This window comes from Ruegeria sp. CH6 (assembly GCF_056537005.1).
In genome coordinates this window covers 410,214-436,459 of sequence record NZ_JBQFQS010000001.1, presented here as the reverse complement: position 1 = coordinate 436,459, position 26,246 = coordinate 410,214, and the positions used below count along the sequence as shown (strand labels likewise).

28 protein-coding genes and 3 tRNA genes are annotated in these 26,246 nt (G+C 56.7%); 18 read left to right on the top strand and 13 right to left on the bottom strand.

Translation table 11 applies throughout. The annotated features are described in order from the left end of the window. Positions 1–18 precede the first annotated feature (18 nt). From ACR0CW_RS02270 to mraZ, 4 genes are read right to left on the bottom strand one after another with little or no spacing between them, the layout of a single operon-like run. A complete protein-coding gene (locus ACR0CW_RS02270) occupies positions 19–1,806 on the bottom strand; it encodes a peptidoglycan D,D-transpeptidase FtsI family protein (RefSeq protein ID WP_480786678.1) in 1,788 nt (595 codons plus the stop codon). Further along, complete coding sequence (gene ftsL / locus ACR0CW_RS02265; protein ID WP_170331727.1) at positions 1,803–2,171, bottom strand: cell division protein FtsL; 369 nt, start codon at positions 2,169–2,171, stop codon at positions 1,803–1,805. The genes ACR0CW_RS02270 and ftsL overlap by 4 nt, the downstream gene beginning before the upstream one ends. Then, positions 2,168–3,163 (bottom strand): 16S rRNA (cytosine(1402)-N(4))-methyltransferase RsmH, encoded by a 996-nt coding sequence (rsmH, locus tag ACR0CW_RS02260; protein WP_480786922.1) that lies wholly within the window; start codon positions 3,161–3,163, stop codon positions 2,168–2,170. Before rsmH ends, ftsL begins: the two co-directional genes overlap by 4 nt. Before the next feature lie 4 nt (positions 3,164–3,167). Continuing rightward, on the bottom strand, positions 3,168–3,635 hold the full coding sequence (gene mraZ / locus ACR0CW_RS02255) for a division/cell wall cluster transcriptional repressor MraZ (protein ID WP_367646937.1): 468 nt from the start codon (positions 3,633–3,635) through the stop codon (positions 3,168–3,170). A 965-nt stretch (positions 3,636–4,600) separates the two neighbouring features. Between mraZ and ACR0CW_RS02250 the strand changes: the two genes are divergently transcribed. Beyond that, positions 4,601–4,825 (top strand): DUF1127 domain-containing protein, encoded by a 225-nt coding sequence (locus ACR0CW_RS02250; protein WP_155147336.1) that lies wholly within the window; start codon positions 4,601–4,603, stop codon positions 4,823–4,825. A gap of 406 nt (positions 4,826–5,231) precedes the next feature. Here ACR0CW_RS02250 and ACR0CW_RS02245 read toward each other — a convergent pair whose 3' ends face one another. Beyond that, the gene (locus ACR0CW_RS02245) at positions 5,232–7,628 is read right to left on the bottom strand and encodes an ATP-dependent helicase (protein WP_480786677.1); all 2,397 of its coding nucleotides are present in this window, start codon (positions 7,626–7,628) and stop codon (positions 5,232–5,234) included. Positions 7,629–7,809: 181 nt separating this feature from the next. Here ACR0CW_RS02245 and ACR0CW_RS02240 point away from each other — a divergent pair, with 181 nt between their 5' ends. The 4 genes from ACR0CW_RS02240 (at position 7,810) to ACR0CW_RS02225 (ending at position 14,821) form a co-directional block, all read left to right on the top strand. Continuing rightward, positions 7,810–9,600, top strand: coding sequence for a sensor domain-containing diguanylate cyclase (locus ACR0CW_RS02240; RefSeq protein WP_480786921.1), 1,791 nt, complete (start codon positions 7,810–7,812; stop codon positions 9,598–9,600). A 39-nt stretch (positions 9,601–9,639) separates the two neighbouring features. Continuing rightward, positions 9,640–10,800 (top strand): alpha-hydroxy acid oxidase, encoded by a 1,161-nt coding sequence (locus ACR0CW_RS02235; protein WP_480786676.1) that lies wholly within the window; start codon positions 9,640–9,642, stop codon positions 10,798–10,800. 121 nt (positions 10,801–10,921) lie between these two features. Then, the gene (locus ACR0CW_RS02230) at positions 10,922–14,359 is read left to right on the top strand and encodes a pyruvate carboxylase (RefSeq protein WP_480786675.1); all 3,438 of its coding nucleotides are present in this window, start codon (positions 10,922–10,924) and stop codon (positions 14,357–14,359) included. Between the two features lie 78 nt (positions 14,360–14,437). Next, entirely contained in the window at positions 14,438–14,821 is a 384-nt protein-coding gene (locus ACR0CW_RS02225; protein WP_480786674.1) for an MAPEG family protein, read from the top strand. A gap of 21 nt (positions 14,822–14,842) precedes the next feature. Here the strand turns inward: ACR0CW_RS02225 and ACR0CW_RS02220 are convergent, their stop codons facing one another. Next, entirely contained in the window at positions 14,843–14,992 is a 150-nt protein-coding gene (locus ACR0CW_RS02220) for a hypothetical protein (protein WP_480786673.1), read from the bottom strand. Between the two features lie 150 nt (positions 14,993–15,142). Here ACR0CW_RS02220 and ACR0CW_RS02215 point away from each other — a divergent pair. From ACR0CW_RS02215 to ACR0CW_RS02200, 4 genes are all read left to right on the top strand, one after another. Continuing rightward, positions 15,143–15,217: transfer RNA gene (locus ACR0CW_RS02215), tRNA-Gly, on the top strand. 36 nt (positions 15,218–15,253) lie between these two features. Continuing rightward, a tRNA-Gly gene (locus ACR0CW_RS02210) sits at positions 15,254–15,328 on the top strand. Positions 15,329–15,413: 85 nt separating this feature from the next. Continuing rightward, complete coding sequence (locus ACR0CW_RS02205) at positions 15,414–16,280, top strand: GNAT family N-acetyltransferase (RefSeq protein WP_480786672.1); 867 nt, start codon at positions 15,414–15,416, stop codon at positions 16,278–16,280. A 50-nt stretch (positions 16,281–16,330) separates the two neighbouring features. Beyond that, on the top strand, positions 16,331–16,933 hold the full coding sequence (locus ACR0CW_RS02200; RefSeq protein WP_480786671.1) for a hypothetical protein: 603 nt from the start codon (positions 16,331–16,333) through the stop codon (positions 16,931–16,933). Here ACR0CW_RS02200 and ACR0CW_RS02195 read toward each other — a convergent pair whose 3' ends face one another. After that, positions 16,934–17,173, bottom strand: a complete 240-nt coding sequence (locus ACR0CW_RS02195; RefSeq protein ID WP_155147317.1) for an Lrp/AsnC family transcriptional regulator — start codon at positions 17,171–17,173, stop codon at positions 16,934–16,936. It lies immediately after the preceding gene. 163 nt (positions 17,174–17,336) lie between these two features. Here ACR0CW_RS02195 and hisB point away from each other — a divergent pair, with 163 nt between their 5' ends. Together hisB and hisH are read left to right on the top strand one after the other, a co-directional pair. Further along, positions 17,337–17,924: an imidazoleglycerol-phosphate dehydratase HisB gene (gene hisB, locus ACR0CW_RS02190; protein WP_155147315.1), complete on the top strand. Its 588-nt coding sequence runs from the start codon at positions 17,337–17,339 to the stop codon at positions 17,922–17,924. Then, positions 17,925–18,563 (top strand): imidazole glycerol phosphate synthase subunit HisH, encoded by a 639-nt coding sequence (gene hisH / locus ACR0CW_RS02185; protein ID WP_480786670.1) that lies wholly within the window; start codon positions 17,925–17,927, stop codon positions 18,561–18,563. A gap of 4 nt (positions 18,564–18,567) precedes the next feature. Here the strand turns inward: hisH and ACR0CW_RS02180 are convergent, their stop codons facing one another. Next, the gene (locus ACR0CW_RS02180; RefSeq protein WP_170331709.1) at positions 18,568–18,966 is read right to left on the bottom strand and encodes a DUF2147 domain-containing protein; all 399 of its coding nucleotides are present in this window, start codon (positions 18,964–18,966) and stop codon (positions 18,568–18,570) included. A gap of 134 nt (positions 18,967–19,100) precedes the next feature. Between ACR0CW_RS02180 and hisA the strand changes: the two genes are divergently transcribed. Beyond that, entirely contained in the window at positions 19,101–19,823 is a 723-nt protein-coding gene (hisA, locus tag ACR0CW_RS02175; RefSeq protein WP_480786669.1) for a 1-(5-phosphoribosyl)-5-[(5-phosphoribosylamino)methylideneamino]imidazole-4-carboxamide isomerase, read from the top strand. A 4-nt stretch (positions 19,824–19,827) separates the two neighbouring features. Beyond that, on the top strand, positions 19,828–20,307 hold the full coding sequence (locus ACR0CW_RS02170; protein ID WP_480786668.1) for a DUF2867 domain-containing protein: 480 nt from the start codon (positions 19,828–19,830) through the stop codon (positions 20,305–20,307). A gap of 1 nt (position 20,308) precedes the next feature. On the opposite strand, the gene ACR0CW_RS02165 is transcribed toward ACR0CW_RS02170, so the two are convergent. Then, a complete protein-coding gene (locus tag ACR0CW_RS02165) occupies positions 20,309–20,755 on the bottom strand; it encodes a DUF302 domain-containing protein (protein WP_480786667.1) in 447 nt (148 codons plus the stop codon). Positions 20,756–20,872: 117 nt separating this feature from the next. On the opposite strand from ACR0CW_RS02165, the gene hisF reads away from it, so the two are divergent. The 3 genes from hisF to ACR0CW_RS02150 all read left to right on the top strand — a co-directional run bounded on the left by hisF (position 20,873) and on the right by ACR0CW_RS02150 (position 22,608). Then, the gene (gene hisF, locus ACR0CW_RS02160; protein ID WP_480786666.1) at positions 20,873–21,634 is read left to right on the top strand and encodes an imidazole glycerol phosphate synthase subunit HisF; all 762 of its coding nucleotides are present in this window, start codon (positions 20,873–20,875) and stop codon (positions 21,632–21,634) included. Beyond that, on the top strand, positions 21,631–21,948 hold the full coding sequence (locus ACR0CW_RS02155; protein ID WP_155147304.1) for a phosphoribosyl-ATP diphosphatase: 318 nt from the start codon (positions 21,631–21,633) through the stop codon (positions 21,946–21,948). Before hisF ends, ACR0CW_RS02155 begins: the two co-directional genes overlap by 4 nt. 84 nt (positions 21,949–22,032) lie before the next feature. After that, entirely contained in the window at positions 22,033–22,608 is a 576-nt protein-coding gene (locus ACR0CW_RS02150) for a hypothetical protein (protein WP_480786665.1), read from the top strand. Between the two features lie 3 nt (positions 22,609–22,611). On the opposite strand, the gene ACR0CW_RS02145 is transcribed toward ACR0CW_RS02150, so the two are convergent. From ACR0CW_RS02145 to rlmB, 4 genes are all read right to left on the bottom strand, one after another. Next, the gene (locus ACR0CW_RS02145) at positions 22,612–23,082 is read right to left on the bottom strand and encodes a CoA-binding protein (protein WP_480786664.1); all 471 of its coding nucleotides are present in this window, start codon (positions 23,080–23,082) and stop codon (positions 22,612–22,614) included. A 197-nt stretch (positions 23,083–23,279) separates the two neighbouring features. Further along, positions 23,280–23,732, bottom strand: a complete 453-nt coding sequence (locus ACR0CW_RS02140) for a YHS domain-containing (seleno)protein (RefSeq protein WP_480786663.1) — start codon at positions 23,730–23,732, stop codon at positions 23,280–23,282. A 104-nt stretch (positions 23,733–23,836) separates the two neighbouring features. Beyond that, on the bottom strand, positions 23,837–24,118 hold the full coding sequence (locus ACR0CW_RS02135; RefSeq protein ID WP_170331834.1) for a hypothetical protein: 282 nt from the start codon (positions 24,116–24,118) through the stop codon (positions 23,837–23,839). Between the two features lie 12 nt (positions 24,119–24,130). Next, positions 24,131–24,904, bottom strand: coding sequence for a 23S rRNA (guanosine(2251)-2'-O)-methyltransferase RlmB (gene rlmB, locus ACR0CW_RS02130; protein WP_480786662.1), 774 nt, complete (start codon positions 24,902–24,904; stop codon positions 24,131–24,133). A gap of 116 nt (positions 24,905–25,020) precedes the next feature. On the opposite strand from rlmB, the gene ACR0CW_RS02125 reads away from it, so the two are divergent. Together ACR0CW_RS02125 and ACR0CW_RS02120 are read left to right on the top strand one after the other, a co-directional pair. Next, positions 25,021–25,104 (top strand) — tRNA-Tyr (locus ACR0CW_RS02125). 295 nt (positions 25,105–25,399) lie between these two features. Beyond that, complete coding sequence (locus ACR0CW_RS02120) at positions 25,400–26,239, top strand: EamA family transporter (RefSeq protein ID WP_209016239.1); 840 nt, start codon at positions 25,400–25,402, stop codon at positions 26,237–26,239. Positions 26,240–26,246 lie beyond the last annotated feature (7 nt).

Sequence of the window (26,246 nt, the reverse complement as noted above, 5' to 3'; positions counted from 1 at the left end):
CCACCTGCCTGGTTCTGCCTAGTTTGAGGTCAGCGTTATAGCAGCGCCCGCCTCAGGCTCAAGCCGTGGTCTGAGACCCAGAAGCGGTGCGATGCGTCCGATCAGTTCGGCAGCGACCGGCACCGCTGTCCAGCCTGCTGTACGGCGCTTTTCGCCATAGGCCACGATGGAAGGTTCGTCCAAAGTGACGATCAGCACATATTTAGGATCATAGGCCGGAAACAGAGTGGCGAATGTCGCGATGACCTTGTCATCATAATATCCGCCGCGCGGTTTCGGCTTGTCCGCTGTGCCGGTTTTACCTGCCACATCATAGCCGGGAACATCGCCAAAGCTGGCGGTGCCATCGGTCACGACCTTGCGCAACATCTTCTGTGCCTGCGTTGCGGCATTCTCAGACAGGACGCGCGGGCCGTATTGCGGACCGTTGCGACGCAGAATCGTCGGGCTGACATAATGCCCCCCATTGGCAATCGCCGCATAGCCCGCCGCCAGATGCATCGGACTTGTCGAAAGGCCATGGCCATAGGAAATCGTCACTGTGCTGAGCTCGCCCCATTTCTTGGGTTTGAGCGGCTCACCACCAGCTGCCTCGACAATCTCGAACGGAGTTGGCTCAAACATGCCCAGCGTGCTCAGGAAATCCTGCTGCCGCTGCGCGCCGATCTGCAATGCCAGACGCCCGGTCCCCCGGTTCGAACTGTGAACGATCACGTCGGCAACACTGATCTTGCCGTAGTTTTTGCCGTTGAATTCACCGATCGGAAAGCGGCCGATTTTCATCGGGCCGGATGTGTCGATGATGGTATTCGAGTTCACCAGCCCAATCTCCACCGCCTGAGCGGCGGTGAAAATCTTGAACACAGAACCAAGCTCGTAAACGCCCTGAACATATCGGTTGAACAATGGACTGTCCGACGGATCAAAACCCGAGGTTGGCGGACGCGGACGGTCATTGGGATCAAACGATGGCAACGATGCCGCTGAAATTACCTCGCCGGTGTGCACATTCATAAGCACTGCCGAGGCACCCTTGGCATTCATGATCTTCATGCCGCCGTACAGCACCTGCTCGACCGCGGCCTGAATGGTTAGGTCCAGCGACAGTTGCAGCGGTTTGTTGCCATTGGCGGGGTCGCGCAGGTAGTCATCGAACTGTTTTTCAACGCCCGCAACGCCAATGACCTCGGCGGCGCTGACGCCTTCGCGGCCGAAACCTGCTCCGCCGAGGATATGCGCTGCCAGCCGCCCATTCGGGTAAAGACGCATTTCGCGCGGGCCGAACAAGATGCCCGGATCGCCAATATCGTGTACAGCCTGTTTCTGCTCGGGTGAGATACGTTTCTTGATCCAGAGGAACTTACGTTTACCTGTGAAGTCCTTGACCAGACGCTCTTTTTCAAGATCCGGGAAGATTTTGACCAGCTCATCCGCCGCCGCCTCAGGATCGATCATCAGAGGTGGCTGTGCGTATACCGAATAGGTGTCCAGGTTGGTCGCAAGAATGCGCCCTTCACGGTCCACGATGTTCGCGCGCTGCATGGCAATGGATGCGCCAGGTGCGCTTGCCAGAGGTTCCTGTGCCTCGGAAGTGGCAAGCATGCCCATCCGCACACCGACGACAGAGAACGCACAGAAGAAAAAGAGCCCAAGCACCAACAAGCGCCCTTCGGCGCGGGCGCGGGCGCGGTCTTTCATGTCCTCGTGGCGCTGGCGGATATTCTCACGCTCGATCGCCTTGGGGTTTTCGCCTCGGGCGCGGGCGTCCAGAATACGGGCAAGCGGGCGGAGCGGTGTGCGGGTCATGGGATCTGTACCTCGCCCAGTGCCTGAATGTCTGTGATGGCCTGCAACTCAATCGGATCGACAATCGGCAAGTCAGGATCTTCGGCATAAGCGATCTGATCAGCGCGACCAAACTGCTCGGCCCGCAATGGCAGCAGACCAAGACGTTCAAAATTAAGGTCCGCCAATTCGCGCAGGCGATCAGGCCGATTCAAGTAAGCCCACTCTGCGTTCAGAACAGCCAGCCGCGCCTGAGCGGCGCCAATCTGACGCTGCAGCGACTGGGTTTCCTTCAATACCTGCTGCGTGCGGTAGTTTTCCTGATAGGCCCACAAAGCCAGCCCGAATACGGCCAGGGCGGTCAACACATACAATACACTCTTCATCTTGCCCTTCCCCCAAGTTGCGGCATTCCGATGGCGCGGGCATCAATTTCCCCCGCCGGGGCATCGGTACGAATGGTGACACGCAGCTTGGCTGAACGCGCGCGCGGATTTTCCTGCAGTTCCTGATCATCCGGGCCAACGGCCTTGCGGGTTTTCAAAGTGAACTGCGGCTGTTCCTGCTCAATCTCAGGTGCGTAGCGGTTTGCGCGACCGGTTTTGCCCGCGCGCGACTGGAAGAACCGCTTTACCATGCGATCTTCGATCGAGTGAAAGGTGACAACAGCCAACTGACCGCCGGGTTTCAACGCCCGCTCGGCCGCCATAAGCCCTTGGAAAAGCTCTTCATATTCGGCATTCACCGCGATGCGAATACCCTGAAAACTACGCGTCGCAGGATGAGATTGCCCCGGCTTGGGGCGCGGCAGACAGGATTCGATGATCTCGACCAGACGGAGAGTTGTCGTGATCGGCTCTTCCGTCCGCGCCTTGACGATAGCCTTGGCGATACGCCGGCTGGCGCGCTCCTCGCCATAGTGAAACAGGATATCAGCCAGTTGTGCCTCGGTCGCTGTATTCACCAGATCGGCGGCACTTTCGCCGTCCTGGCTCATCCGCATGTCCAGCGGACCGTCCTTCATGAAGGAAAAGCCACGCTCGGCCTGATCAAGCTGCATGGATGAGACACCAAGATCCAGCACAACACCATCAAGGTCCTGTGCGTATTCATCCATGCGTGAAAATACACCAGACTGCATCACCAGCCGGTCACCATAGCCCTTTGCCCAATCCGCAGCCATTTCGAATGCCAGTGGGTCACGGTCTACACCGATGACCTTGTCAGCCCCGGCCTCCAGTAGTCCGCGTGTATATCCGCCTGCGCCAAAAGTACCGTCCAGCCAGACACCAGATACGGGTGCAACCGCCGCAAGCAACGGGCGAAGCAAGACAGGGATATGGGGCTTATCCGAAGGGGGATGATCCGCGCCGGCCATGCCGTCACGCATCCCCGGGACCGTCGAGGAACTCCATCGGATCGAAATCGTCAGGCAGGTCGTCCAGCCATTCTTCGGCTGCGGCCAGTTCTTCGGCCTCGTAGGTCTCGGGTTTCCAAATCTGAAAAGTATCACCGGCGGCAATAAAGAATGCCTCGCCTTCCAGTTCGATCTTGTTGCGCAGCTTTGCAGGCAGAACCAGACGACCAGTTTCGTCTACGTTGGTCGGGAATGACTGACCATGGAACATGCGCTGCAGCATCTTACGCTGCATCGAACCGCGGGGCAGTGCATCGATCTTGGCATCGACCTCGTCGATCGCCTCCATCGTATAACATTCAAGATATTTGCGGCGGTGATCACCGTAGACAATCACGAGCTCTGGATTGTCGCCGGGCTGCCAGTTGGGATCAGATGCCTCAAGCACACGGCGAAACGAGGCCGGGATCGACACCCTGCCCTTTGTATCCACCTTATGCTGGCTTTCGCCTCTGAACCTGCGCGCCAAGACGACTGTCCCTTTCGCTTGCGCCCCACCTAAATTTCACGTCCCCCGAAGTTAAAAACGGCGGGTTGATCTGCTGCCACTGATCAACCCGCCGCATTCGCCCGCTTTGCGGGATGTCCAGCTGCGCGCGCCACCTGGGGGGATGTCTGCTCGCCCGCGCGCCGGATCTCTTGAGTGATGAAAGCGAGATGCCTGTATGAAACCTGTTCTTGTATTTTTGGTTCGGGGTCGTTTGGTGCCCCTTCTGCCTCGTCCTCATCGGATGAATAAGGGATGCCATGGGAATTCATGGAAATCAATATAATTTTTGAGGCTTGCCCTCAATGAAAACGATCACAAGAGATAAATTACTCACCCCAATCTTGTCAATTCCACACTATATGCAAAAATTTAGTAATAGAACCACTATATATAGACCACATTTCAGCAGGACATTTTTTCCCATAATTTCCCAACTATTTCAAAGATTCGGATCACACGCCTTATTTGATCTTGTTTTGTTCTCAAAATCAGACCCGAATCACCCATAAACCCACCTTCGAGCCATGCTCATCTCTGTGCCGCTTCGAGTATCGAGATACTTACCCATGTATTCCCATAGAAGCGTCCCATGATTTCCCAGGCACATTTTTTAGGCAGAGTCTTCGCTAACAGAACGCACAGAATTTCACAGATTCCGTCCAAAATTCCGGCATCTAAAGTGCAGGCAAAAATCATCGGAAAACGGTGCCCTGCGGTAAAGCAACCTCAAACCTGTATTTTTAAGGTGATTTTTGGGGTTCAAGCAAAAACACCATCCAATCTATGCACTTGCCGCATAGCAGCATTGACGTCGCACCCTATTGTGCAATCGCAGCATTCACCTATTTTCATCCTCAAGCAAACGCCGGAACACACCGGCAGCAACAATAGTAAATCGGGTTACGAAAATGGCTGTAGCAACCAATCACACAGCGCTGAAAAGCGCACCGACATTTGGATTTGCTTCACTGGTTGAGGCGGTAAAGGTCCGTTACGCCCGGCACCGCATGTACCGCCAGACCGTGAACGAACTGTCTTCGTTGTCGAACCGCGAGCTGGCCGATCTGGGCCTGCACCGTTCGATGATCCGCCGCATTGCAATGCAAGCGGCAGAAGAGCAATCCGCGCGCTAAGCGCAACAGAAACAACGAGATCAGACCCATTCTTCCTCCCTTAGGGTCTGTATTTCAGCGGCGGCATCTCTCCTCCTCCCTGATGCTGCCGCACTTTATACCGGCCTCAAATGCCGGAAGCCGATACATCAGGGCTCTCCTCCTCCCTGCCTTGATGTTGAAAGCGCGCGGCGACGCCTCCTCCTCCCTGACGTCGCCGCGTCTTCTCCATACCGGGATCATACCCGGGTTCGAATACATCGGGGCTCTCCTCCTCCCTGTCCTGATGTAGAAAAGAACGGCGGTTCCCCTCCTCCTCCCTGGGAACCGCCGTTTTTCTTTTCCCTGAACAAAACAATGGCGCCACGGTCAGAACCGGGCGCCATACAAAGGATCGAGCATTTGCCGTCAGGCAAATTCCGCTGGATCAGAACGGGACATCATCCTTGGCAGACAGGAATCTGGCCACAACCTTTTTGGTCCCGGCCTTGTCGAATTCAACTTCGACCTTATCCCCTTCGATTCCGATGACCCCGCCATAACCGAACTTCTGGTGGAACACCCGCTCACCCAGCGTGAAACTGGCGACCGCAGTTGCGTCGATCACCGTATTCTTGCTCTCTTTCGGTTGCGACATGCCATACTGGCCCTGCCGCGCCTGCATGCGTTTCCAACCAGGCGAGTTGTAGACGTTGGCCTCAGCCGCGCGGGTTTCAATCCCGGCTGTGGGCTGACCGCCCCCATATAGCCCAGGAGGGGTCAGAACCTCTACGTGATCCTCGGGCAATTCATCTATGAAACGCGATGGCATCGAGTTCTGCCATTGCCCAAACACGCGCCGGTTGGCGGCGAATGAAATGGTGCAGACCTCCTCGGCACGCGTAATGCCGACATAAGCCAGTCGCCGTTCTTCCTCGAGGCCCTTTAGCCCCGATTCGTCCATAGAACGCTGAGAGGGGAATAACCCATCCTCCCACCCCGGCAGGAAAACAGCCGGGAATTCCAGCCCTTTGGCCGCGTGCAGGGTCATGATCGAGACCTTGGCCCCGTCGCTGTCCTGTTCGTTGTCCATCACCAGACTGACATGTTCCAGAAACCCTTGCAGATTCTCGAAATTGTCCAGCTGGTTGACCAGTTCCTTGAGGTTTTCCAACCGCCCGGGTGCTTCGGGTGTCTTGTCGTTCTGCCAATGCGCAGTATAGCCAGACTCATCCAACACGATCTGCGCCAACTCGATGTGACTATGTTCCGGCTCCCCGTAGCGGATCGGAGCAGTACCATCATCGATCACCGAATCGTCATCGAACTCGATCCTTGGGCCTCGCGTCATAGCATTCCAGCGCGCCAGACCATCGACCAACTCGCGAAGCGCTTTGGCGCCCTTGCCTTTTAGCAATCCGTTATCAACGGCTATTCGCGCCCCATCGACCAGAGACACGCCGTTTTCCCGTGCGGTCATCTGGATGGTCTGCTGCGCCTTGTCACCCAGTCCACGCTTTGGCGTGTTTACGATCCGCTCGAATGCCAGATCGTCTTCGAGGCTAACCACCAGCCGGAAATAGGCCATGGCATCGCGAATCTCCATTCGCTCATAGAATCGCGGACCACCGATAACCTTGTACGGCAGACCAATAGTCAGGAAGCGGTCTTCGAAAGCGCGCATCTGGTGCGAAGCACGGACAAGAATGGCGATCTCATCGAGGTTCATGGGCCGCACACCACGGGTGCCACCCTGCATCGCGTCGATCTCTTCCCCGATCCAGCGCGCCTCTTCCTCGCCATCCCAATGGCCAATCAGACGAACCTGTTCGCCATCTTCACGGTCAGTCCAAAGCTCTTTGCCCAATCGGCTTTCATTGCCGCGAATGACATTGGACGCAGCAGCCAGAATATGTGGAGTCGAGCGGTAGTTCTGCTCTAACCGCACAACGAATGCGCCGGGAAAATCTTTCTCAAACCGCAGGATGTTGCCCACTTCGGCCCCACGCCAGCCATAGATCGACTGGTCATCATCACCGACACAACAGATGTTTTTGTGCCCTCCGGCCAACAGGCGCAGCCAGAGATACTGAGCGACGTTGGTATCCTGATACTCGTCCACAAGGATGTAGCGGAACCAGCGCTGATATTGCTCGAGCACATCATGATGGGTCTGGAAGATCGTGACCATGTGCAGCAGCAAATCCCCGAAATCCACCGCATTCAGTTCGCGCAGACGGGTCTGATACTGGGCGTAAAGCTCGATGCCTTTGTTGTTATAGGCTCCAGCGTCTGCAGTAGGGACTTTGTCCGGTGTCAGTGCACGGTTTTTCCAGTCGTCAATGATCCCGGCCAGCATCCGTGCGGGCCAGCGTTTATCATCGATGTTGGCGGCCTGTACCAGTTGCTTGAGCAACCGCAATTGATCGTCGCTGTCCAGAATGGTGAAGTTCGATTTCAGATCGACCAGTTCAGCATGGCGTCGCAGCAGTTTGACGCAGATCGAGTGGAATGTGCCCAGCCAAGGCATGCCCTCGGCAGGCTGCCCCAACAAGCGGCCGACACGTTCCTTCATTTCACGCGCGGCCTTGTTGGTGAAAGTCACCGAAAGGATCTCATTTGGGCGAGCGCGGCCCGTATTCAGGAGATGCGCAATACGGGTGGTCAACGCCTTAGTCTTACCGGTGCCAGCACCCGCCAGCATCAGGACCGGTCCATCCAGCCGCTCAACCGCGTCGCGCTGCGCCGGATTGAGGTCATCCAGATAAGGCATCGGTCGAGCGGCCATCGCCCGCGTCGACAGGGATGCGCCTTCGAAGGCGTCCATTTCATCAAAACTGCTCATGCGCCCAAACTACGCGGGATACGCGTCTAGGGAAAGGGTTTGTTCACGGCTTGTTCACACAGATTTTCAAAATTCTTTCCGACGAATTCTAAACATCTCCACTGATCGCCCCACGCAGGCGTTAACCATCTGTCAAAACTTGACCCTGATGCTTGGCCCATTGTTGTGGGAGCGCGAGATCATGAAAAATCCGGATCGGGGGACTGTCAATCACCGGCTGAAATGGACCGGTATCACCTTTTTGCTGGTCGCTCTGACCATTGCCGCCGGGTGGGGCATTTACAAACTCCCGGCACCTCTGGTCGACCGGATGCTGCAGACGGACATCCTCAAACAGGCCGAACTGTGGAAACGCAGAGTGGTCCTGCATCTGGATGATCCCGAAATGGCACTGCGCACCGGTAACATTGATGATCATGACCTTGAGTTTCTATCATCCATGCCCGAGGCCTCGGATGTCTACCGTTTCAAACTGCTCGATACGGCGGGGCGGGTGGTCTGGTCTACCCGCGCAAATGAGATCGGCAGCATGGAAGAGCGCGCATTTTTTCGCAGCGACGTTGCCCGGGGAATGGTCCACTATATTCAGCAGGTCGTTCCGCTGTCCGAGATCGACGGGCTGGACCTGCACACCGACAATATCCAGAACGCGACGCAGCATCACGTCGCCGAGGTGTTTATGCCGGTTACCAAGAACGGGCGATTTATCGGCGCCATCGAGTTTTTCACCGATTTTTCCGATCTGCGCACCACCTTTATCTCGCGCCTCAGAATCTCACTGGCAATATTAAGCGGGATTGCCCTGTTTGCCCTTGGTGCAGTTTCTCTGGCGACCTACCGGACTAACCGGTTTCAGGTTTTGGCTCTGCAGAAACAGTCGGCGAAAGAAAGGGATCTGATGGATGAACAGCTGCGTCTGGCACGCGAAGTGCGTCTGCTGGGGGAGTTGAATGAATGGCTGCAATCCAGCAGATCACTGGACGAACTGTTCGACATGGTCACCCGGTTCATGACCCATATCCTGCCCGAGGCTGAAGGCAGCGTTTACGTCTATTCCAACTCTCGCGATGTTCTGGATGGCTGTGCCAGCTGGAATGGCGGATCGCACAAGGCGCATATCCATCCCGAAGGATGCTGGGGCCTGCGCCGGGGGCGAACATATGAATTCGGCGCGTCCGAGATCGACTTTGTCTGTGAACATGCCGAACCGCATGATGGCCGACCCTATTTCTGCTTTCCTATTCTGGCGCACGGGGAAACGGTTGGCTTGTTGCATCTGCGCGCGCATGAGGGCAGCGGTGAAGAGTTTCACAGCAGCAAGAAACTGGCGCAACTTTGTGCCGAACAGATCAGCATGGCGATCGCCAATGTCCGCATGCGCGATCAGTTGCATGACCAGTCTGTGCGCGATCCGCTGACGGGACTGTTCAATCGCCGCCACATGACGGAAACTCTGCGCAAAGGCATCAGCCGCAGTCAGCAGACGGGTGCCCCGCTTAGCCTGATTGCCGTGGACGTGGACCATTTCAAGAAATTCAACGACACGCACGGGCACGACGCTGGTGACATGGTTCTGCGCGCCGTTGGTTCAGCGCTGGAACAAGGTTGCGATCGGGACGAAGTTGCCTGCCGCATCGGGGGAGAGGAATTCATGTTGATCCTGCCGGACAACACGCCCGAAGACGCAATGACCAGGGCCGAGAAATTGCGACAGGCAGTCGAGGCCGTCTCAGTCAGGTATGGCGAGAAATCCCTGCCGCGCATCACTATTTCGGTGGGCGTGGCCCACTATCCGGCACACGGGACGATGCCACAGGACTTGATGCGTGCAGCCGATGATGCGCTGTATGTGGCCAAGGACAAGGGACGCAATCAGGTACAGGTTGCACGCGCAGCGCATATCATTAATGCCTCCACTGATAAGGGGCCAACCGGGCCGGGCACAACACAGCCTTCGTCGTCAGCTGCTTGAATACCTTGCCGAATCGCGTTGCAGGTCCGATCAATCCTCATGGACCTGCACAGCACTTATCCGGGTATCGAAGATCTGAAGCGGCGCGCCCGGCGTCGCCTGCCTCACTTTGTCTGGGAATATCTGGACAGCGGCACGGGAGCAGAAGTGGCCCGTCGACGCAATCGCGCAGCGTTGGATCGGATCGGCTTTATGCCATCGATCCTTCACGGGCCGTTGGATTTCGATCTGAGCACTCGGTTTCTGGGGCAGGACTATCCCCTGCCCTTTGGTATTGCTCCAATCGGAATGTCCGGACTGGTCTGGCCTGACGCAGAGGGCATTCTTGCGCGCACCGCTGCTGAAGCGGGAACTCCGTACACGCTTTCTACGGTCGCGAGTCAAAATCCCGAAGACATGGCGCCGCATATCGGACCGGATGCCTGGTTCCAACTTTACCCGCCGAAAGATCCGAAGATTCGGACGGATATCCTGAACCGTGTGAAGGATGCAGGTTTTTCAACATTGGTCCTGACCGTTGATGTCCCTGTTGCATCACGCCGGGAGCGGCAAACGCGATCTGGCCTGACGCATCCGCCCAAGTTGACGCCGCGCCTGCTGACGCAGATCGCCCAACGGCCCGCTTGGGCGCTGGGGATGGCGCGAAATGGCGTTCCCCGAATGCGGACGCTCGACAAATATATCGACAACAACCTGCAACTACCGCCGACCGCGCATATTGGTTACTTGCTCAGAACATCTCCGGGGATGGATTATGTTGAATGGCTGCGCGACCATTGGGATGGGCCTTTCATCATCAAAGGGGTCATGCGCCCAGAAGATGCCGAAAGGTTGGAACGTGTGGGAATCGAGGCGCTGTGGGTCTCGAATCACGGTGGGCGGCAGTTTGACGGTGCACCGGCCAGCATAGACGCCTTGCCCGCCATGCGAGCCGCGACTGATCTGCCTCTGATCTTTGACAGCGGCATCGAAGGTGGGCTGGATATCCTCCGCGCTTTGTCCCGAGGAGCAGATTTCGTGATGCTGGGACGAGGATTTCTCTATGGTCTCGGGGCTTTGGGAATCGGTGGCCCGGCACATGTGATCGACATTCTGAGGCAGGATCTGCAGGCGAATATGGGGCAAATCGGGGCGGCAGACCTTGGTCATCTGCCCCCTTCGATCGATACATTTGATGCTGCATCGCAGCGTGTGTATTAAGAATGCGCTAATAAGCGGCGTTTGCGAGCGATAACATGCCGGTTCTACCCAGAACTACAGATATCACTGCGCGTAATCTCCGCCTATTCATACGGCCACACCAATAAGACCGGGACCTGCCATGACCGACTTCAAGAAAATCCTGATCGCCAACCGCGGCGAAATTGCCATTCGCGTAATGCGCGCCGCGAACGAGATGGGGAAACGCACCGTTGCTGTCTTCGCCGAAGAAGACAAACTGGGGCTGCACCGTTTCAAGGCTGATGAGGCATATCGGATCGGCGAAGGTCTGGGACCAGTTGCCGCCTATCTGTCGATTGACGAAATCATCCGCGTCGCCAAGGAAAGCGGTGCAGATGCGATCCACCCCGGTTACGGCCTTCTCTCGGAGAATCCGGACTTTGTGGATGCCTGTGTTCAGAACGGCATTACATTCATCGGCCCCAAAGCCGAGACCATGCGCGCGCTGGGTGACAAGGCGAGCGCCCGCAAGGTCGCGATTGCGGCAGATGTACCCGTCATCCCCGCGACCGAAGTACTGGGCGATGATATGGATGCGATCCGCAAGGAAGCAGCTGAAATCGGTTATCCACTGATGCTCAAGGCGTCTTGGGGCGGCGGCGGCCGCGGGATGCGCCCGATTCTGTCCGAGGACGAACTGGAAGATAAAGTGCTGGAAGGTCGCCGCGAGGCCGAAGCCGCCTTTGGCAACGGTGAGGGCTATCTGGAAAAGATGATTACCCGCGCACGTCACGTTGAGGTTCAGATCCTCGGCGACAAGCACGGTGAGATCTACCATCTTTATGAGCGCGACTGCTCGGTTCAGCGCCGGAACCAAAAGGTTGTTGAACGCGCCCCTGCCCCATATCTGAGTGAAGAGCAGCGCGCAGAGATTTGCGAACTGGGCCGGCGGATCTGCGCCCATGTGAATTACGAATGTGCGGGCACAGTCGAATTCCTGATGGATATGAACACTGGAAAATTCTACTTCATCGAAGTGAATCCGCGCGTTCAGGTGGAACACACCGTCACCGAAGAAGTCACCGGCATCGATATCGTGCAGGCACAGATCCTGATCGCCGAGGGCAAGACGCTGGCCGAGGCCACCGGCAAGTCCAGCCAGGATGAGATTCGCCTGAACGGACATGCACTGCAAACGCGGGTCACGACTGAAGATCCATTGAACAACTTCATCCCCGACTATGGTCGCATCACTGCCTATCGTTCGGCCACTGGTATGGGCATTCGTCTGGATGGCGGTACTGCCTATGCGGGTGGTGTGATTACCCGTTACTATGACTCACTGCTGACCAAAGTGACCGCTTGGGCGCCGACCCCGGAAAAGGCCATCGCCCGGATGGATCGTGCCCTGCGTGAATTCCGTGTGCGTGGCGTGTCGACCAACATCGCTTTTGTCGAGAACCTGCTGAAGCACCCGATCTTCTTGTCGAATGAATACACCACCAAATTCATCGATGAGACGCCGGACCTGTTCCACTTCAAAAAGCGTCGTGACCGCGGCACCAAGGTTCTGAACTACATTGCTGACATCACGGTAAACGGGCACCCCGAGACCAAAGACCGTCCGATGCCCCGCGAAGATCTGAAAGAGGCCAAGGCCCCTGCGCCGAAGGTTGAACCTCAGATGGGCACCCGCAACCTGCTGGAGCAAAAAGGTCCGCAGGCCGTGGCCGACTGGATGAAGGCCCAGCGTCAGCTGCTGATCACCGACACCACTATGCGTGATGGCCACCAGTCTCTGCTGGCCACCCGGATGCGTTCGATCGACATGATCAAGGTAGCACCAAGCTACGCCGCCAACCTGCCGCAACTGTTCTCGGTTGAATGCTGGGGCGGTGCGACCTTCGACGTGGCCTATCGCTTCTTGCAGGAATGCCCGTGGCAACGTCTGCGCGATCTGCGCGAGGCGATGCCGAACCTGATGACCCAGATGCTGCTGCGTGGGGCGAACGGAGTTGGCTATACCAACTATCCGGACAACGTGGTTCAGGAGTTCGTGCGTCAAGCCTCGAAGAATATTGATGTATTCCGCGTATTCGATTCGCTGAACTGGGTCGAAAATATGCGTGTCGCCATGGATGCGGTCATCGAGAACAACAAGATCTGCGAAGGCACAGTTTGTTACACTGGAGACATTCTGGACCCGGATCGCGCCAAGTATGACCTGAAGTACTATGTCGGAATGGCGAAAGAGCTGCGCGATGCCGGTGCACATGTGCTGGGCCTGAAGGACATGGCAGGCCTTCTGAAACCTGCCTCGGCCCGCATCCTGATCCGCGCGTTGAAGGAAGAGGTCGGCCTGCCCATCCACTTCCACACACACGACACCGCGGGTATCGCCAGCGCCACCATCCTTGCCGCCTCTGAAGCGGGTGTGGACGCGGTCGATTGTGCGATGGACAGCTTCTCGGGCAACACGTCGCAGGCAACCCTTGGTACAGTGGTCGAGGCGTTGCGCCATACGGATCGTGACACGGGTCTGGACATCAAGGCCGTACGCGAAATCAGCGACTATTTCGAAGCTGTGCGCGGTCAGTATGCAGCCTTTGAAACCGGGCTTCAGGCGCCTGCTTCTGAGGTATATCTGCACGAAATGCCCGGCGGTCAGTTCACCAACCTCAAGGCGCAAGCGCGTTCATTGGGTCTGGAGGAGCGATGGCACGAAGTGGCGCAGATGTATGCGGATGTGAACCAGATGTTTGGTGATATCGTGAAGGTGACACCATCGTCCAAAGTGGTTGGGGACATGGCCCTGATGATGGTCAGCCAGAACCTGACACGTTCTGACGTCGAGGATCCGTCGACTGACGTGGCCTTCCCCGACTCGGTCATCGACATGATGCGCGGCAACCTTGGCCAGCCTCCCGGTGGTTTCCCGAACACCATCATCAGCAAGGTGCTGAAGGGCGAGACGCCGAATACCGAACGCCCCGGTAAAGGCGTCGATCCGGTCGATCTGGATGCCACGCGTGCCGATCTGTCCAAGCAGTTGGAAGGCATGGAAATCGATGACGAGGATCTGAACGGTTACCTGATGTATCCCAAGGTCTTCCTGGATTACATGGGCCGCCACCGGACCTATGGACCAGTGCGTACCCTGCCGACGCGCACCTTCTTCTACGGGATGGAGCCGGGCGAAGAAATCACCGCTGAGATCGATCCGGGCAAGACGCTGGAAATCCGCTGTCAGGCCATTGGTGAGACCGATGAAAACGGCGAGGTCAAAGTGTTCTTTGAACTCAACGGTCAACCGCGTGTGATCCGTGTACCGAACCGTCTGGTCAAATCCGCCACAGCCTCGCGCCCCAAAGCCGAAGCAGGCAATTCCAACCATGTCGGCGCGCCCATGCCCGGCGTTGTGGCCATGGTTGCCGTAACTGCCGGCCAGGAGGTCAAGGAAGGCGACATGCTGTTGACCATCGAAGCGATGAAGATGGAAACCGGCATCCATGCCGAGCGTGACGCGACAATCAAAGCTGTCCATGTCCAACCCGGTGGCCAGATTGACGCAAAGGACCTTCTGGTAGAACTGGAATAACCAAAAAAACAGCGTAAGCTCATTCGGGCCGCGTGGGAAACTGCGCGGCCTTTTCTATGACCTCGCGGAGACCTTTACATGCTCGCCATCACACCGATCTACGCCGCCCTGATTGCCATTCTCTATGTCGCACTCAGCGCCAATGTCATCCTGCAGCGTCGCAGTGGTAAAATCTCGGTCGGGGATGGTGGTGACAAGGCCATGATTAAGGCCATGCGCACGCATGCCAACTGTGCCGAATACGCACCGTTTGCGTTGCTGCTGATCGCGATGGCCGAACTACAGGGCGCGGGCTGGCTGATTCCGAACCTGTTGGGGTTGATGCTGCTGGCTGGGCGCTTGCTGCATGCCTATGGCTTTGGCCGTTCCACTCAGATCGTGATTCTGCGCCAGGTCGGCATGCTTCTCACATTTGCAGCCATTCTGATCGCAGCGTTGGCCAACCTGTTTCTGGCGCTCTGAGCCAAATCCGGCAGGCGCTTATCAGGCCAAAACCTGTACTTCGATTTCAGCGGCAGGCATCAGGATCGGCTCGACCTGACCCAGCCTGTCGCTGTCTGCCCGGGAAATTGCCGTTGCCAGCAAAATCATCGCGGCCAGTGCTGCCATCTTAACGTTTTCAACCCTCGCCATTTTTTCACCTCCACCATTATCTTTTCGTAATGCGCTGGTTCTTTAACGGGCGAGCGCGGTGCTTCCGTCGAAAAAGATTTTTTCAGAATTCTGCGTTTTTCCGCTTGCAGCCCTGCGTGGGAATTTATACATCCCTCCTCACTCAACGGCGCGGGCGTAGCTCAGGGGTAGAGCATAACCTTGCCAAGGTTAGGGTCGGGCGTTCGAATCGCCTCGCCCGCTCCATTGAGAGGTCTTAGGACCAAAGCATATGTATCTGATGCGGGCGTAGCTCAGGGGTAGAGCATAACCTTGCCAAGGTTAGGGTCGGGCGTTCGAATCGCCTCGCCCGCTCCAGATACTAACCTTTCTCAACACGCTGGTTCTTTCGCTTCTGTTGCGGCATCCTCTGATTGCAAGCAATCACGACGGAGATCCGCCCATGCCAGAATACGTAATTCGCGCTTTGACAGCGGATGAGGTCCAGACAGCCGTCGACTGGGCCGGACGGGAAGGCTGGAATCCCGGACTGCACGATGCCGTCTGCTTCCGCAGTTCGGACCCCGAGGGGTTCAAGGGCGGGTTTCTGGATGGTCAGATGATCGCGTCGGCATCAGCCGTGAATTACGACGATGCCTATTCCTTCCTGGGCTTTTATATCGTGCACCCTGACTATCGCGGATCGGGATACGGGCTTCAGGTGGCTGAAGCGGTCAAGGCGCATTGCGAGCACCGGAACATGGGCATGGACGGCGTTGTTGAGCAGCAAGACAACTACCGCAAGTTCGGCTTTGATCTGGCCTATGACAACTACCGCTTCTCGGGCTCAGCCGGCAGCATACTGGATCAGCTGGGCCGATCAGAGCATGATCGTATTGCTCCGCTGGATAGCCTGACGGACGAGCTGAGGTCCTATGACAGGGGCCTCTTTCCCGCATCGCGAGATACATTCCTTCACGCCTGGCTGGATGCGCCCAATCATGCCTCTCGGGTGTTTGAAGAAGACGGTCAAATCAAGGGCTACGCGACGCTGCGGCGATGCCTGAGCGGGTACAAGGTCGGCCCGTTATTTGCGGACAGCTCCGAGATCGCCGAGGCCCTTCTGGTATCGCTTCTTATGACTCTTCCCGCTGACCAGTCGGATGCCGAGATATTCATCGACATGCCCAACCCCAACGCACAAGCCATGGCGATGGCGCAACAGTTGGGAATGTCCAAAGTGTTTGAAACCGGCCGCATGTATTCCAGCCATGCGCCGGACATTGATCTGGATCGGATTTATGGAATCACGACGTTTGAGCTGGGGTGATCTCCCCCCCGATACTCCAAGATAATGATCGATTGAGAGGGTTCGAAACCATGCCGGGAAACAACCAGAAGCGATTGCTTCTTGAGATGTTTGAGAACCTTCCGGGCGTGAGTTTCATGGTTCTGTTTCGCGCAACAGGTGACCTGCAACTGGCCGGATGGGTTGGGACGGTTCTGGCGGCAGCGGTGTGCGTTACATATGCCAGAAATGTCCTGCGGCCTCAGCCAATCCTGCTTGGGATCAACATTTTCATGATCACAATCACTCCGTTGATCGAAGGCCTAGTTCTTGCGGGATATCGAGATGCCGCGACGCTTTTGATCGGGAATATCGCAACGCTGGTTCTGATGAGCGTTTTTGTGACCGGTCTGATTTTGACCGCCTTCGCCCCAAATGGGTTTTTAAGCTATCAGCCCAGCAGCACTAATCAAAAGCGCACTCATTCCGTCGTGCTGCTGATTGTTTGCGCATTCGGGGTCGTGTGGTCTCAATTTGCGGGAGACAACTACCTTGTCTCACTTGCTGTTCCGTTGATGGTGCTGTTCGGTGTTCATCAGTTGCTCCGGGCAGGAACAACTGATCAGCAATCACGCAACGGCGCGGTTCTGGCTTGCGCGCCGCAACAAGGTTCGATGTCTGAGGCCTCGATCTAGTCAGAACGCCTTGAAGGTCATGGTGGTCAGCGAACGCTCGATATTCGGGATCACCAGCAGGTTTTCGTTTATGAAATGGCCCACATCATCGGTTTCCGGGATGTAGAGCTTGAGCAACAGATCGTATTCACCGCTGGTCGAATAGAGCTCGGAGTGAATTTCCCGCAAGGCGATATCCTCGGCGACCTTATAGGTGGTGCCAGGCTTGCAACGGATCTGAATGAATACGCAGGTGGACATGATATTGGCCCTGTTTGTTTTGTTGGCGGCAGGCTGACATGGTGGCACTGCGGGCGCAATCCCCTGATTGCGCCGCAACAGTTTGCCGCGAATGGTACGGGCGGTCTGGAAACCTCTGCCCTACCCCGTCTATAAGCGCGCCTGTAGCAAAAGGAATTCGCCCATGCGCAGCGCAAAGATCAGCCGTCAGACCGCCGAGACCGAGATCACGGTCGAGGTCAATCTTGACGGCACCGGTACCTATGACAACCAGACCGGCGTTGGATTCTTCGATCACATGCTGGATCAGCTTGCGCGTCATTCGCTGATCGACATGACGATCCGTGCCAAGGGTGATTACCACATCGATGACCACCACACGGTCGAGGATACCGGTATCGCGCTGGGTCAGGCGCTGACGCAGGCCCTGGGCGACAAGAAAGGTATCCGCCGCTATGGCGAGTGCCACCTGCCCATGGATGATGCACAGGTCCGCTGCGCGCTGGACCTGTCGGGCCGTCCTTTCCTGATCTGGAACGTGGACCTGCCGACGCCCAAGATCGGCAACTTCGATACAGAACTGGTCCGTGAGTTCTTTCAGGCGCTCAGCACACATGGCGGTATCACGTTGCACATCGATCAGTTGCACGGGTTCAACAGCCACCACATCGCCGAAGCCGCGTTCAAGGCGGTCGCCCGTGCATTGCGTCTGGCGGTTGAGACCGATCCGCGTAAGGCCGACGCGATCCCGTCAACCAAAGGCGCGCTATAAATGCTGACTGCCATAATCGATTACGAAAGCGGCAACCTGCACTCCGCCGAAAAGGCGTTTCAGCGCATGGCGAGTGAGATGGATGCGGGCGAAGTTGTTGTGACTTCGGATGCCGATGTGGTCTCAAGAGCTGATCGGCTGGTCCTGCCCGGCGATGGAGCTTTTCCGGCCTGCGCCGCCGAGCTGCGCGGGCACAAGGGCATCTACGACGCTATGGTCGAGGCCGTCGAACAGAAAGGCCGTCCGTTTCTGGGTATCTGCGTGGGCATGCAGCTCATGGCCTCGAAAGGTCACGAGTATTCCGAGACCGATGGGCTGGACTGGGTCGCGGGCGATGTTGTGCGGATTGAGCCGTCAGACAGCACACTGAAGGTGCCGCATATGGGCTGGAATGATCTGGTTCTGGAAAATGCCCACCCTGTATTTGACGGCGTCAAATCCGGGGATCACGTCTATTTCGTTCACTCCTATCACTTCCGGGTCAATAACCCGGCCGAACGTCTGGCTTATGTGGAGTATGGGCAGGAGGTCACGGCCGTGATCGGCCGTGACACGATGGTTGGGATGCAGTTCCACCCTGAGAAAAGTCAGGATGTGGGGCTGCGCATGATCGGGAACTTCCTGACCTGGACCCCGTGACGGGTTATTGAACCCGCGTCCAGGTCTGACCGCGGCAGACCAGCCCACCAGCCACACAGCCTTTGACGGTCAGCTTGTTCTGGCCGTCCAGCGACATTTTCGAGCTGTAGGTCTTGTTCCGGTCCGGCGCCCAGATCTTACCGTCGTCATAGCTGCCGTTACCTTCAGGGACCATGTCCCAGATGATCTGCTTGCCGAGGTTTTCGTAGTTCAGCTGCTCATTGCCATCGGCGTCAAAGGCGGTATCGATTGTGCCGCAGATGGCGCTGCCACAAGGTGCAATCGAAACGTGCAGATAGCCGCCGGTGTCACCAGGCTGGGTTTTCCACAACCCGTCAACCGGATCTGCAAAAGCGCCTGTTGCCATAGCAGCAAATGCAGCTGCGAGTGTAAGCTTCTTCATGATCTTCTCCCTGTTTTGACTTCAGTCTGACCCGCTGAATGCCTTCGGGCAAGATTGACTTAGCGTCGCGTTGCATCCCCTGCCCCGCTTGTGCGATATCCCGCGCGAACAACTGTCATATAGGGCCGCGTCACATGATCCTCTACCCCGCCATCGACCTCAAAGACGGCCAGGCCGTTCGCCTGCTGCGCGGCGAAATGGACAAAGCCACCGTATTCAACGACGACCCGGCAGCACAGGCACGCGCCTTTGTCGAGGCGGGCTGCGAATGGCTGCACCTGGTTGATCTGAACGGAGCTTTTGCGGGTGAGCCTGTGAATGCTGCCCCGGTTGAAGCGATTTTGAAGGAATGCAAAGTCCCTGCACAGCTGGGCGGCGGCATCCGGGACATGGCGACAATCGAGACATGGCTGGACAAAGGCCTGGCACGCGTGATTCTGGGAACCGTTGCCGTCGAAAACCCTGATTTGGTGCGTGAAGCAGCCAAAGCTTTTCCCGGCAAGGTCGCCGTGGGCATCGATGCCCGCAACGGCATAGTCGCAACCAAAGGCTGGGCTGAAGAAACAGACGTACAGGTCACGGATCTGGCCCGCAGCTTTGAAGACGCTGGCGTTGCGGCAATCATCTACACCGACATCAACCGCGACGGCGCGATGCAGGGCCCGAATATCGAGGCGACTGCCGATCTGGCCCGCGCTGTATCGATCCCGGTCATCGCATCGGGTGGCGTTTCCTCAATTGCTGATCTCATCGCCCTGCGCGATTGTGGCGCAGGTCTGAACGGTGCCATCTCTGGCCGTGCGCTGTATGATGGCGCCATTGACCTGAAGGAGGCTCTGGCAACGCTCAGAGCGTAGCCGAATGTTCAAATCACTGGTAAGTCGATCAGCACTACCGACATCAAGCCTGCTGCATAACCGCCTGAAGTCGGGCGATTTCCTGGATTGCTTTAGCGTCCCATCTGATCTGCCGCCTCGTCAGGCGGCAGAGATCATCACGGCGTTTCCGTCCTGGGCCATCGCGCTAGTTCGATTGAGGGGTCTATTGGTTGCACCATTCGGGCTCAGCAACACCGGACCGGACGCGGTGGACAAGGTTGGTATCTTCCCGGTGGAACATGAAGATGAAACCGAGGTGATTGCTGGTTTCAATGACCGGCATCTCGATTTCCGGGTTTCAGTGCACTCTGAGGGTGGTCGGATTTCGCTTGCCACATGGGTCCACCGACACAATCTGGGTGGTAGGCTTTATCTGGCAGCGATTCTGCCCTTTCACATCCTGATCGCCCGAAACGCGCTTGCACGCGTGAGCCGGGCGACCAGATGGCCTGAGCCTGCGTAGATCAGCCAGCGGCAGCAGCCGTAAGCTTGGCAAGCGCGCCGCGCATCTTTTCGATGACCGGGGACTTCTCGACTTCATCGAGCTCGTCCATCGTTTCTTTGGGATCCTCATAGGCCAACCAGACCAGACCGTCCGCGTCCTGATATGCCTGCACCTTGAGCGGCAGGAACAGCCCGGCACGAGGATCGATTTGCATGGCAGGCGTACCCAGCGCGGGGTTGCCAAAGATCAGAACCTGATTGGCCGGAATGCTCAGCCCAACCTTTTCGGCACCGGCCGCGTGATCTACGCGGGCAAAGACGGTTGCACCCGCATTGCCAACCGCCGCCTCAAGCGCATCCATGACCTCCTGCACTGATTTGTCGGTGTTTACCTTGATAATATCGTCCGCCATTGCTGCGACAGTTCCCCCAAGAATGAATGTGGTCGCGAGAAAGAGTTTACGCATCTCATTGATCTCCTGATGAATTTAGGGACAGTTTTCACAGCTTTGAGGGATGTGACAATCACAAGTCTGGCATCGGCGGGGCTTTGCCGGTAGAGGTGCGCCAACAAAGGATGTCTTATGCTGAAAACCCGCATCATTCCCTGCCTCGATGTCGCCGATGGCCGCGTGGTCAAAGGTGTCAACTTTGTCGGCCTGCGCGACGCAGGTGATCCCGTGGAATCGGCCAAAGCCTATGATGAGGCCGGCGCTGACGAGATCTGTTTTCTGGACATCCACGCCACGCATGAGAACCGGGGCACCATGTTTGATGTGGTGCAACGCACGGCCGAACAGTGCTTTGTGCCGTTAACCGTGGGCGGTGGCGTGCGCACCAAAGACGATGTGCGTGCCCTTTTGCTGGCCGGAGCGGACAAGGTCAGCTTCAACTCGGCCGCCGTGGCAAACCCGGATGTCATCGCCGAAGCCGCCGACCAGTTTGGAAGCCAGTGCATTGTCTGTGCGATCGATGCAAAAACCGTTACCCCGGGGAAGTGGGAAATTTTCACCCATGGCGGGCGCAAGCCAACTGGCATTGACGCCGTGGAGTTCGCCAAAACCGTAGTCGCCAAAGGCGCGGGTGAGATCCTGCTGACCTCGATGGACCGCGACGGCACCAAGGCGGGCTTTAACCTGCCCCTGACACGCGCCATTTCCGAAGCCGTGGACGTTCCCGTGATCGCATCAGGTGGCGTAGGCAATCTGGACCACCTGGTTGAGGGCGTTACCGAAGGCGGTGCTAGCGCCGTGCTGGCTGCCTCGATCTTTCATTTCGGCGAATACACAATCCGCGAAGCCAAGGAACATATGGCTGCCGCAGGCATTCCGATGAGGCTGACATGAATATCCTGCAAGAACTGGCTGACACCATTGCGGCCCGCAAGGATGCCGACCCCGAATCCAGCTGGACTGCCAAATTGCTGGCCAAGGGCCCTGAAAAATGCGCCGAGAAGTTCGGGGAAGAGGCCATTGAGGCCGTTATCGAAGCCGTCAAAGGTGATCAGGGCAAACTGACCTCAGAGGCCGCGGATGTGCTGTATCACCTTCTGGTTATGCTGGCCGCGCGGGATGTACCTCTGGATGATGTGCTGACTGAACTGGCAAAGCGTCAGGGCATCAGCGGTATTGCTGAAAAGGCTGCGCGGCCCGACAGCTGATTGGACGGGTTCCGTCACGACATTCCACGCCTTATAGTCACAGATCGAGGCGCTCCGGCGCAGGACCGATCAGAGGACGCGTGAATGATCAGACCCTTTGCCTGTGTGCTGGCTGTGCTTGCGATGGTGACGCTTGGTGCGTGTTCCGCCCCGCCACCCGCAACCGGAGACGAAGTCCAACGCCTCGCTGCAGAAATACAAAGCCTCGGACCTGATATCGACCCCGAAGAAGCCAACCGGGCGGCAAGCATCACATATGCCTACACAGCCCAACTGGTGCAGGAGTACGAGATCACTGATCCGCCCTTGATCCACAATGCCAAGGTCAACAAGGGGCTGCGTCCGCGCGGGCTGTGCTGGCACTGGGCCGAAGATATCGAGCGGCGCCTCAGGCAGGAGAATTTTCAGACCCTCACGCTGCATCGCGCGATTGCAAACGCCGACAATCCGTTCCGAATCGATCACAGCACGGCGATAATCAGCCGAAAGGGTGAATCGATGTATGACGGGATTGTTCTGGATCCCTGGCGCTATGGCGGCGTTTTGTTCTGGGCACCGCTCGTTGAAGATACCCGTTACGAATGGGTCCCGCGTGAGGTTGTTCTGGAAAAGCGACGTCAGGAGCAGTTGGCCGAACTTACACCGGCTTTCAACGAATAAAGGTCAGAGTTTCGACGAAATAATACCGGTCGCAAAACCGCCCATACGAAGCTCACCAAAAAGTCTCTGATACTCGATCTTAGGGCAGCGGTTCATTACCACCTCGACACCACGAGCCTGCGCCGTTTCGGCGGCTTCCGGATTTTCGACACCGATCTGCATCCAGATGGTTTTCAGTTCCGGAAAGGCTTGCAGAGCTTCCTCCACAATCGGCGGGACAGCTTCAGATCTCCGGAATATATCCACCATATCAACTGGTTCCGGAATTTCGCTAAGCGTAGCGCGAACTGTTTGACCAAACAGCTCCTTTCCCGCGTGGCCCGGATTGACCGGAATGACCGTATATCCCTTGAGCGACAGATATCGCGCCACATAGTAGCTGGGCCGCACCGGATTCATGGAGACGCCAACAACGGCGATCACCTTAGTACGCCGCAGGATCGTTTTGAGGAAATCATCTGAATAATCCGGCATAGCTGCACCCTATCCGGTGTCCCCAAAAGAAAAAAGCGCCCAAGAATCTCTTGGGCGCAAGTTTTGGAACGAGGGACAGTGAAATGACCCGCGGCAGTTCCATTCCGCGGTCACTGTGACATTTAAGCATGAGTTTCTCAAAAAAAAGAGGGAGCGCGCATTTTTGTGATGACAGACCGCAAAAAGCAGAAATCCGCCTAGTTCTTATATAGAACTGCCGGCCAGTATTCTTCGGCCATGCGAATATTCTGTGTCAGGTTCCTGTCCCACATCCGTTCGATTGCAGGAGAGTGGGTCAGGTATAGTCTGCCTTCCACGATCTTCCAGGCATTCGGATCAGTGCTGCTGAGCGAACCATAAGTCATGGCATAAGCGCAGTACCCCCCGAACTGAGGCGCAAATGCACGTGGGTTACTTTCGAACCGCTCGCGATTTTCCTGTGAAGAGAAATGCCACTCGGCCCCTTTCCACATTACTGCGATTTCGGGTTGGCCGCGCGTGGGCACACCTTCGTCAAAGTAGGAGACTGCATCATAGCCTGCCATTGCAAGACCATCATCTGCGTAGAACACAGGCCTATCCTGCGCATGCAGCGCAGAAGCAAACAAGGCGGCAGCAAAACTGGCAATCAGGGAACGACGGGATAGCATTGAAACTTTGGATTCTGGATTCTTAGGGTCTCAAAATGCAATTTTTTGGCGCTGGCGGAACCCCTGATGACAAGCTTGTGAACACCCGTGTCGCTGCTGCCGCATCAGTCGAATATATCTTCGATCACGTCCCATGCTTCATCAAGCGCGCGCGAGAAGAGCCCCTTCTTCTTTTTCTTCTTCTTTTTCTTTTCGAACTGCGCCTTGCCCGCGCCGCTGCGCGCAGAGGAACTGTCTGAGACCTTGCTCTTGGGAATCATCTTCATATCGTGCAGCGGGGCGCCGCAGCTTGAACAGCTCAGTTCATGCCGCTGATTACCTTTCAGAACCAGCGCGGCGCGCGTTCCGCAATAGCAGCAGGTGGCGATTTTGGACGGGCTGGAAATGGCGCTCTCCTGTCAATGGTGTCTGGAAGCATATAAGGCGATCGCAGCCGCATTTGAAACGTTCAACGAACCGAATCCGCCTGATGCGTCGATTTTAACCAATTGATCTACTGTCTCTTTGGTCTTTTGACGCAAACCCGGCCCCTCGGCACCTAGGACCAGCGCGACAGGAAGGTCGCGTTTGCCATCCAATGCAGTTTGGATGGTCTCGTGTGCTTCGCCGTCCAGACCCAGGACAAGAAATCCCATCCCCTGCAGTTCCACTATTGCATCTGCCAGATTGCGAACCCGCAAATAAGGCTGACGCTCCAAAGCACCGCTCGCCGTTTTTGCCAAAGCCCCGGTTTCGGGCGCTGAATGATGTCGGGTGCCGATCACAGCAGAGGCACCCAACACTTCGGCTGAACGCAGAATCGCACCAACGTTATGCGGATCAGTAACCCGGTCGAGCAGCAGCACCCTTGGATTTTCCTGACCAATGCAGTTTTCAGCCAGACCACCCCACTCCAGCGGCTTAACTTCAAGCACGGCGCCCTGATGGACAGAGCCGGGATCTATCGGAGCACTAAATTTGCGTGGATCTACCATCTCTGGCTCGATACCTGCAAAATCAATGGCTTCAGCCAGTTTATCTTTGGCATTTCGGGTTACGATCAGGCGTAGTTTCTGCCGGTTCGGGTTCATCAGCGCATCGCGAACCGCGTGCAAACCAAACAACCAGACGGTTTCGGATCCAGCCGCTTTTCGCGTCTGTTCCTTTTCAATCACCCACTTGGGTTTCTTCATTTTGCTGGCCTCCGGGCCGTGGAACATGTTTCCTGCGCCAAAGCGGAATTTTCCTGTTGACGCTCCTTTGGCGCGCTAGTAATCACGCCTCCACGTCAGGTGCAACGCCTGACAGTGGGCGACAGGCCGCAAGGTGTGGCAGGGGACTGTAACTCCCTCGCGGAGACGCACGCCTGGTTCGATTCCAGGGTCGCCCACCACTTTCTTCAGCATCAGATAGTTACTGCACGCTAGACAAAAGTGGTAGGCCATACGCCTTGCTGCATATTCTCAAATCCTACCTGCTTATGCGTCGCCAATGCGCGACATATTCCGAATCAATGTCGCTATTGGAAAAAATGTTTGAGGATTCATCCTAGAATACGCTTATTGCCGGTCGTTAGGCTTCGGACTAACCGAAGAGATTCTGGCGCGGCTTTTCACACAGCGAATCCGTGCACGGAGAACTAACCATCTGGGCCGACTAACAGACGCCCCAATTCGCGAGGTCTGCTGGTGAGCCTGTTTGTGATCTGCATCATCTTGTCGGCGGCACTTTTGCATGCGGTTTGGAATGCGATTGTAAAAACAGCCGCCGACCGCACAACCACGTTGGGTTTGGTGGCTTTTGGCCATGTAATTCCGGCAAGTATCATGATTGCCGTGCTGCCTCTGCCAAGTATGGAGAGCTTTCCCTACATCCTGATCTCGACCGTTGTGCACTTTGGCTACTACTTCATGCTGGGCAAGGCCTATCAGCACGGCGATCTAAGCGTCGTCTATCCGATCGCCCGGGGAATTGTTCCGGCACTGGTTGCCCTCTGGGCGTTTCTGCTTGTGGGCGAAAGCCTGCCCTTGCAAGCCTGGATGGGAATTCTGCTGATTGCATTCGGCATTCAGCTAAGCAGTTGGAAAGCCTTGCGTTCCGGCGTTGATCGAGCTGCATTGTTCTTTGCTCTGTGCACCGGATTTTGTATCTCGATGTATTCAGTAGTGGATGGCATTGGGGTACGTCTGTCCAACAATACGCTCAGCTACTGGGCCTGGGGGGCATTCCTGCATCTGTTCATTGCCGGTTTTGTTGCTGTTCGGAAACGGGCCGTCCTGCGCGAGCTGCCGCTGAAGGTCTGGGGTATAGGTATCCTCGGAGGGCTCGTGTCGATGATCGCATACGGGTTGGTTCTGTATGCCAAGAACTTTGCCCCATTGGGTGCCGTATCTGCCCTGCGCGAGACCTCAGTTATATTTGCTGCGCTAATCGGCTTCATCTTTCTGCGCGAGGGTAACTGGATTCGCCGCCTTGGTGCGGCTGTTCTTATGGCTGCAGGCGTGGCACTGGTCGGGCTATCAGTCTAAACGGCAC

Bases quoted from the DNA above. Each gene is read 5' to 3' on its own strand.
- ACR0CW_RS02270 (WP_480786678.1), bottom strand. From the start codon at position 1,806: ATGACCCGCACACCGCTCCGCCCGCTTGCCCGTATTCTGGACGCCCGC.
- ftsL (WP_170331727.1), bottom strand. From the start codon at position 2,171: ATGAAGAGTGTATTGTATGTGTTGACCGCCCTGGCCGTATTCGGGCTG.
- rsmH (WP_480786922.1), bottom strand. From the start codon at position 3,163: ATGGCCGGCGCGGATCATCCCCCTTCGGATAAGCCCCATATCCCTGTC.
- ACR0CW_RS02250 (WP_155147336.1), top strand. From the start codon at position 4,601: ATGGCTGTAGCAACCAATCACACAGCGCTGAAAAGCGCACCGACATTT.
- ACR0CW_RS02245 (WP_480786677.1), bottom strand. From the start codon at position 7,628: ATGAGCAGTTTTGATGAAATGGACGCCTTCGAAGGCGCATCCCTGTCG.
- ACR0CW_RS02240 (WP_480786921.1), top strand. From the start codon at position 7,810: ATGAAAAATCCGGATCGGGGGACTGTCAATCACCGGCTGAAATGGACC.
- ACR0CW_RS02235 (WP_480786676.1), top strand. From the start codon at position 9,640: ATGGACCTGCACAGCACTTATCCGGGTATCGAAGATCTGAAGCGGCGC.
- ACR0CW_RS02230 (WP_480786675.1), top strand. From the start codon at position 10,922: ATGACCGACTTCAAGAAAATCCTGATCGCCAACCGCGGCGAAATTGCC.
- ACR0CW_RS02225 (WP_480786674.1), top strand. From the start codon at position 14,438: ATGCTCGCCATCACACCGATCTACGCCGCCCTGATTGCCATTCTCTAT.
- ACR0CW_RS02220 (WP_480786673.1), bottom strand. From the start codon at position 14,992: ATGGCGAGGGTTGAAAACGTTAAGATGGCAGCACTGGCCGCGATGATT.
- ACR0CW_RS02205 (WP_480786672.1), top strand. From the start codon at position 15,414: ATGCCAGAATACGTAATTCGCGCTTTGACAGCGGATGAGGTCCAGACA.
- ACR0CW_RS02200 (WP_480786671.1), top strand. From the start codon at position 16,331: ATGCCGGGAAACAACCAGAAGCGATTGCTTCTTGAGATGTTTGAGAAC.
- ACR0CW_RS02195 (WP_155147317.1), bottom strand. From the start codon at position 17,173: ATGTCCACCTGCGTATTCATTCAGATCCGTTGCAAGCCTGGCACCACC.
- hisB (WP_155147315.1), top strand. From the start codon at position 17,337: ATGCGCAGCGCAAAGATCAGCCGTCAGACCGCCGAGACCGAGATCACG.
- hisH (WP_480786670.1), top strand. From the start codon at position 17,925: ATGCTGACTGCCATAATCGATTACGAAAGCGGCAACCTGCACTCCGCC.
- ACR0CW_RS02180 (WP_170331709.1), bottom strand. From the start codon at position 18,966: ATGAAGAAGCTTACACTCGCAGCTGCATTTGCTGCTATGGCAACAGGC.
- hisA (WP_480786669.1), top strand. From the start codon at position 19,101: ATGATCCTCTACCCCGCCATCGACCTCAAAGACGGCCAGGCCGTTCGC.
- ACR0CW_RS02170 (WP_480786668.1), top strand. From the start codon at position 19,828: ATGTTCAAATCACTGGTAAGTCGATCAGCACTACCGACATCAAGCCTG.
- ACR0CW_RS02165 (WP_480786667.1), bottom strand. From the start codon at position 20,755: ATGCGTAAACTCTTTCTCGCGACCACATTCATTCTTGGGGGAACTGTC.
- hisF (WP_480786666.1), top strand. From the start codon at position 20,873: ATGCTGAAAACCCGCATCATTCCCTGCCTCGATGTCGCCGATGGCCGC.
- ACR0CW_RS02155 (WP_155147304.1), top strand. From the start codon at position 21,631: ATGAATATCCTGCAAGAACTGGCTGACACCATTGCGGCCCGCAAGGAT.
- ACR0CW_RS02150 (WP_480786665.1), top strand. From the start codon at position 22,033: ATGATCAGACCCTTTGCCTGTGTGCTGGCTGTGCTTGCGATGGTGACG.
- ACR0CW_RS02145 (WP_480786664.1), bottom strand. From the start codon at position 23,082: ATGCCGGATTATTCAGATGATTTCCTCAAAACGATCCTGCGGCGTACT.
- ACR0CW_RS02140 (WP_480786663.1), bottom strand. From the start codon at position 23,732: ATGCTATCCCGTCGTTCCCTGATTGCCAGTTTTGCTGCCGCCTTGTTT.
- rlmB (WP_480786662.1), bottom strand. From the start codon at position 24,904: ATGAAGAAACCCAAGTGGGTGATTGAAAAGGAACAGACGCGAAAAGCG.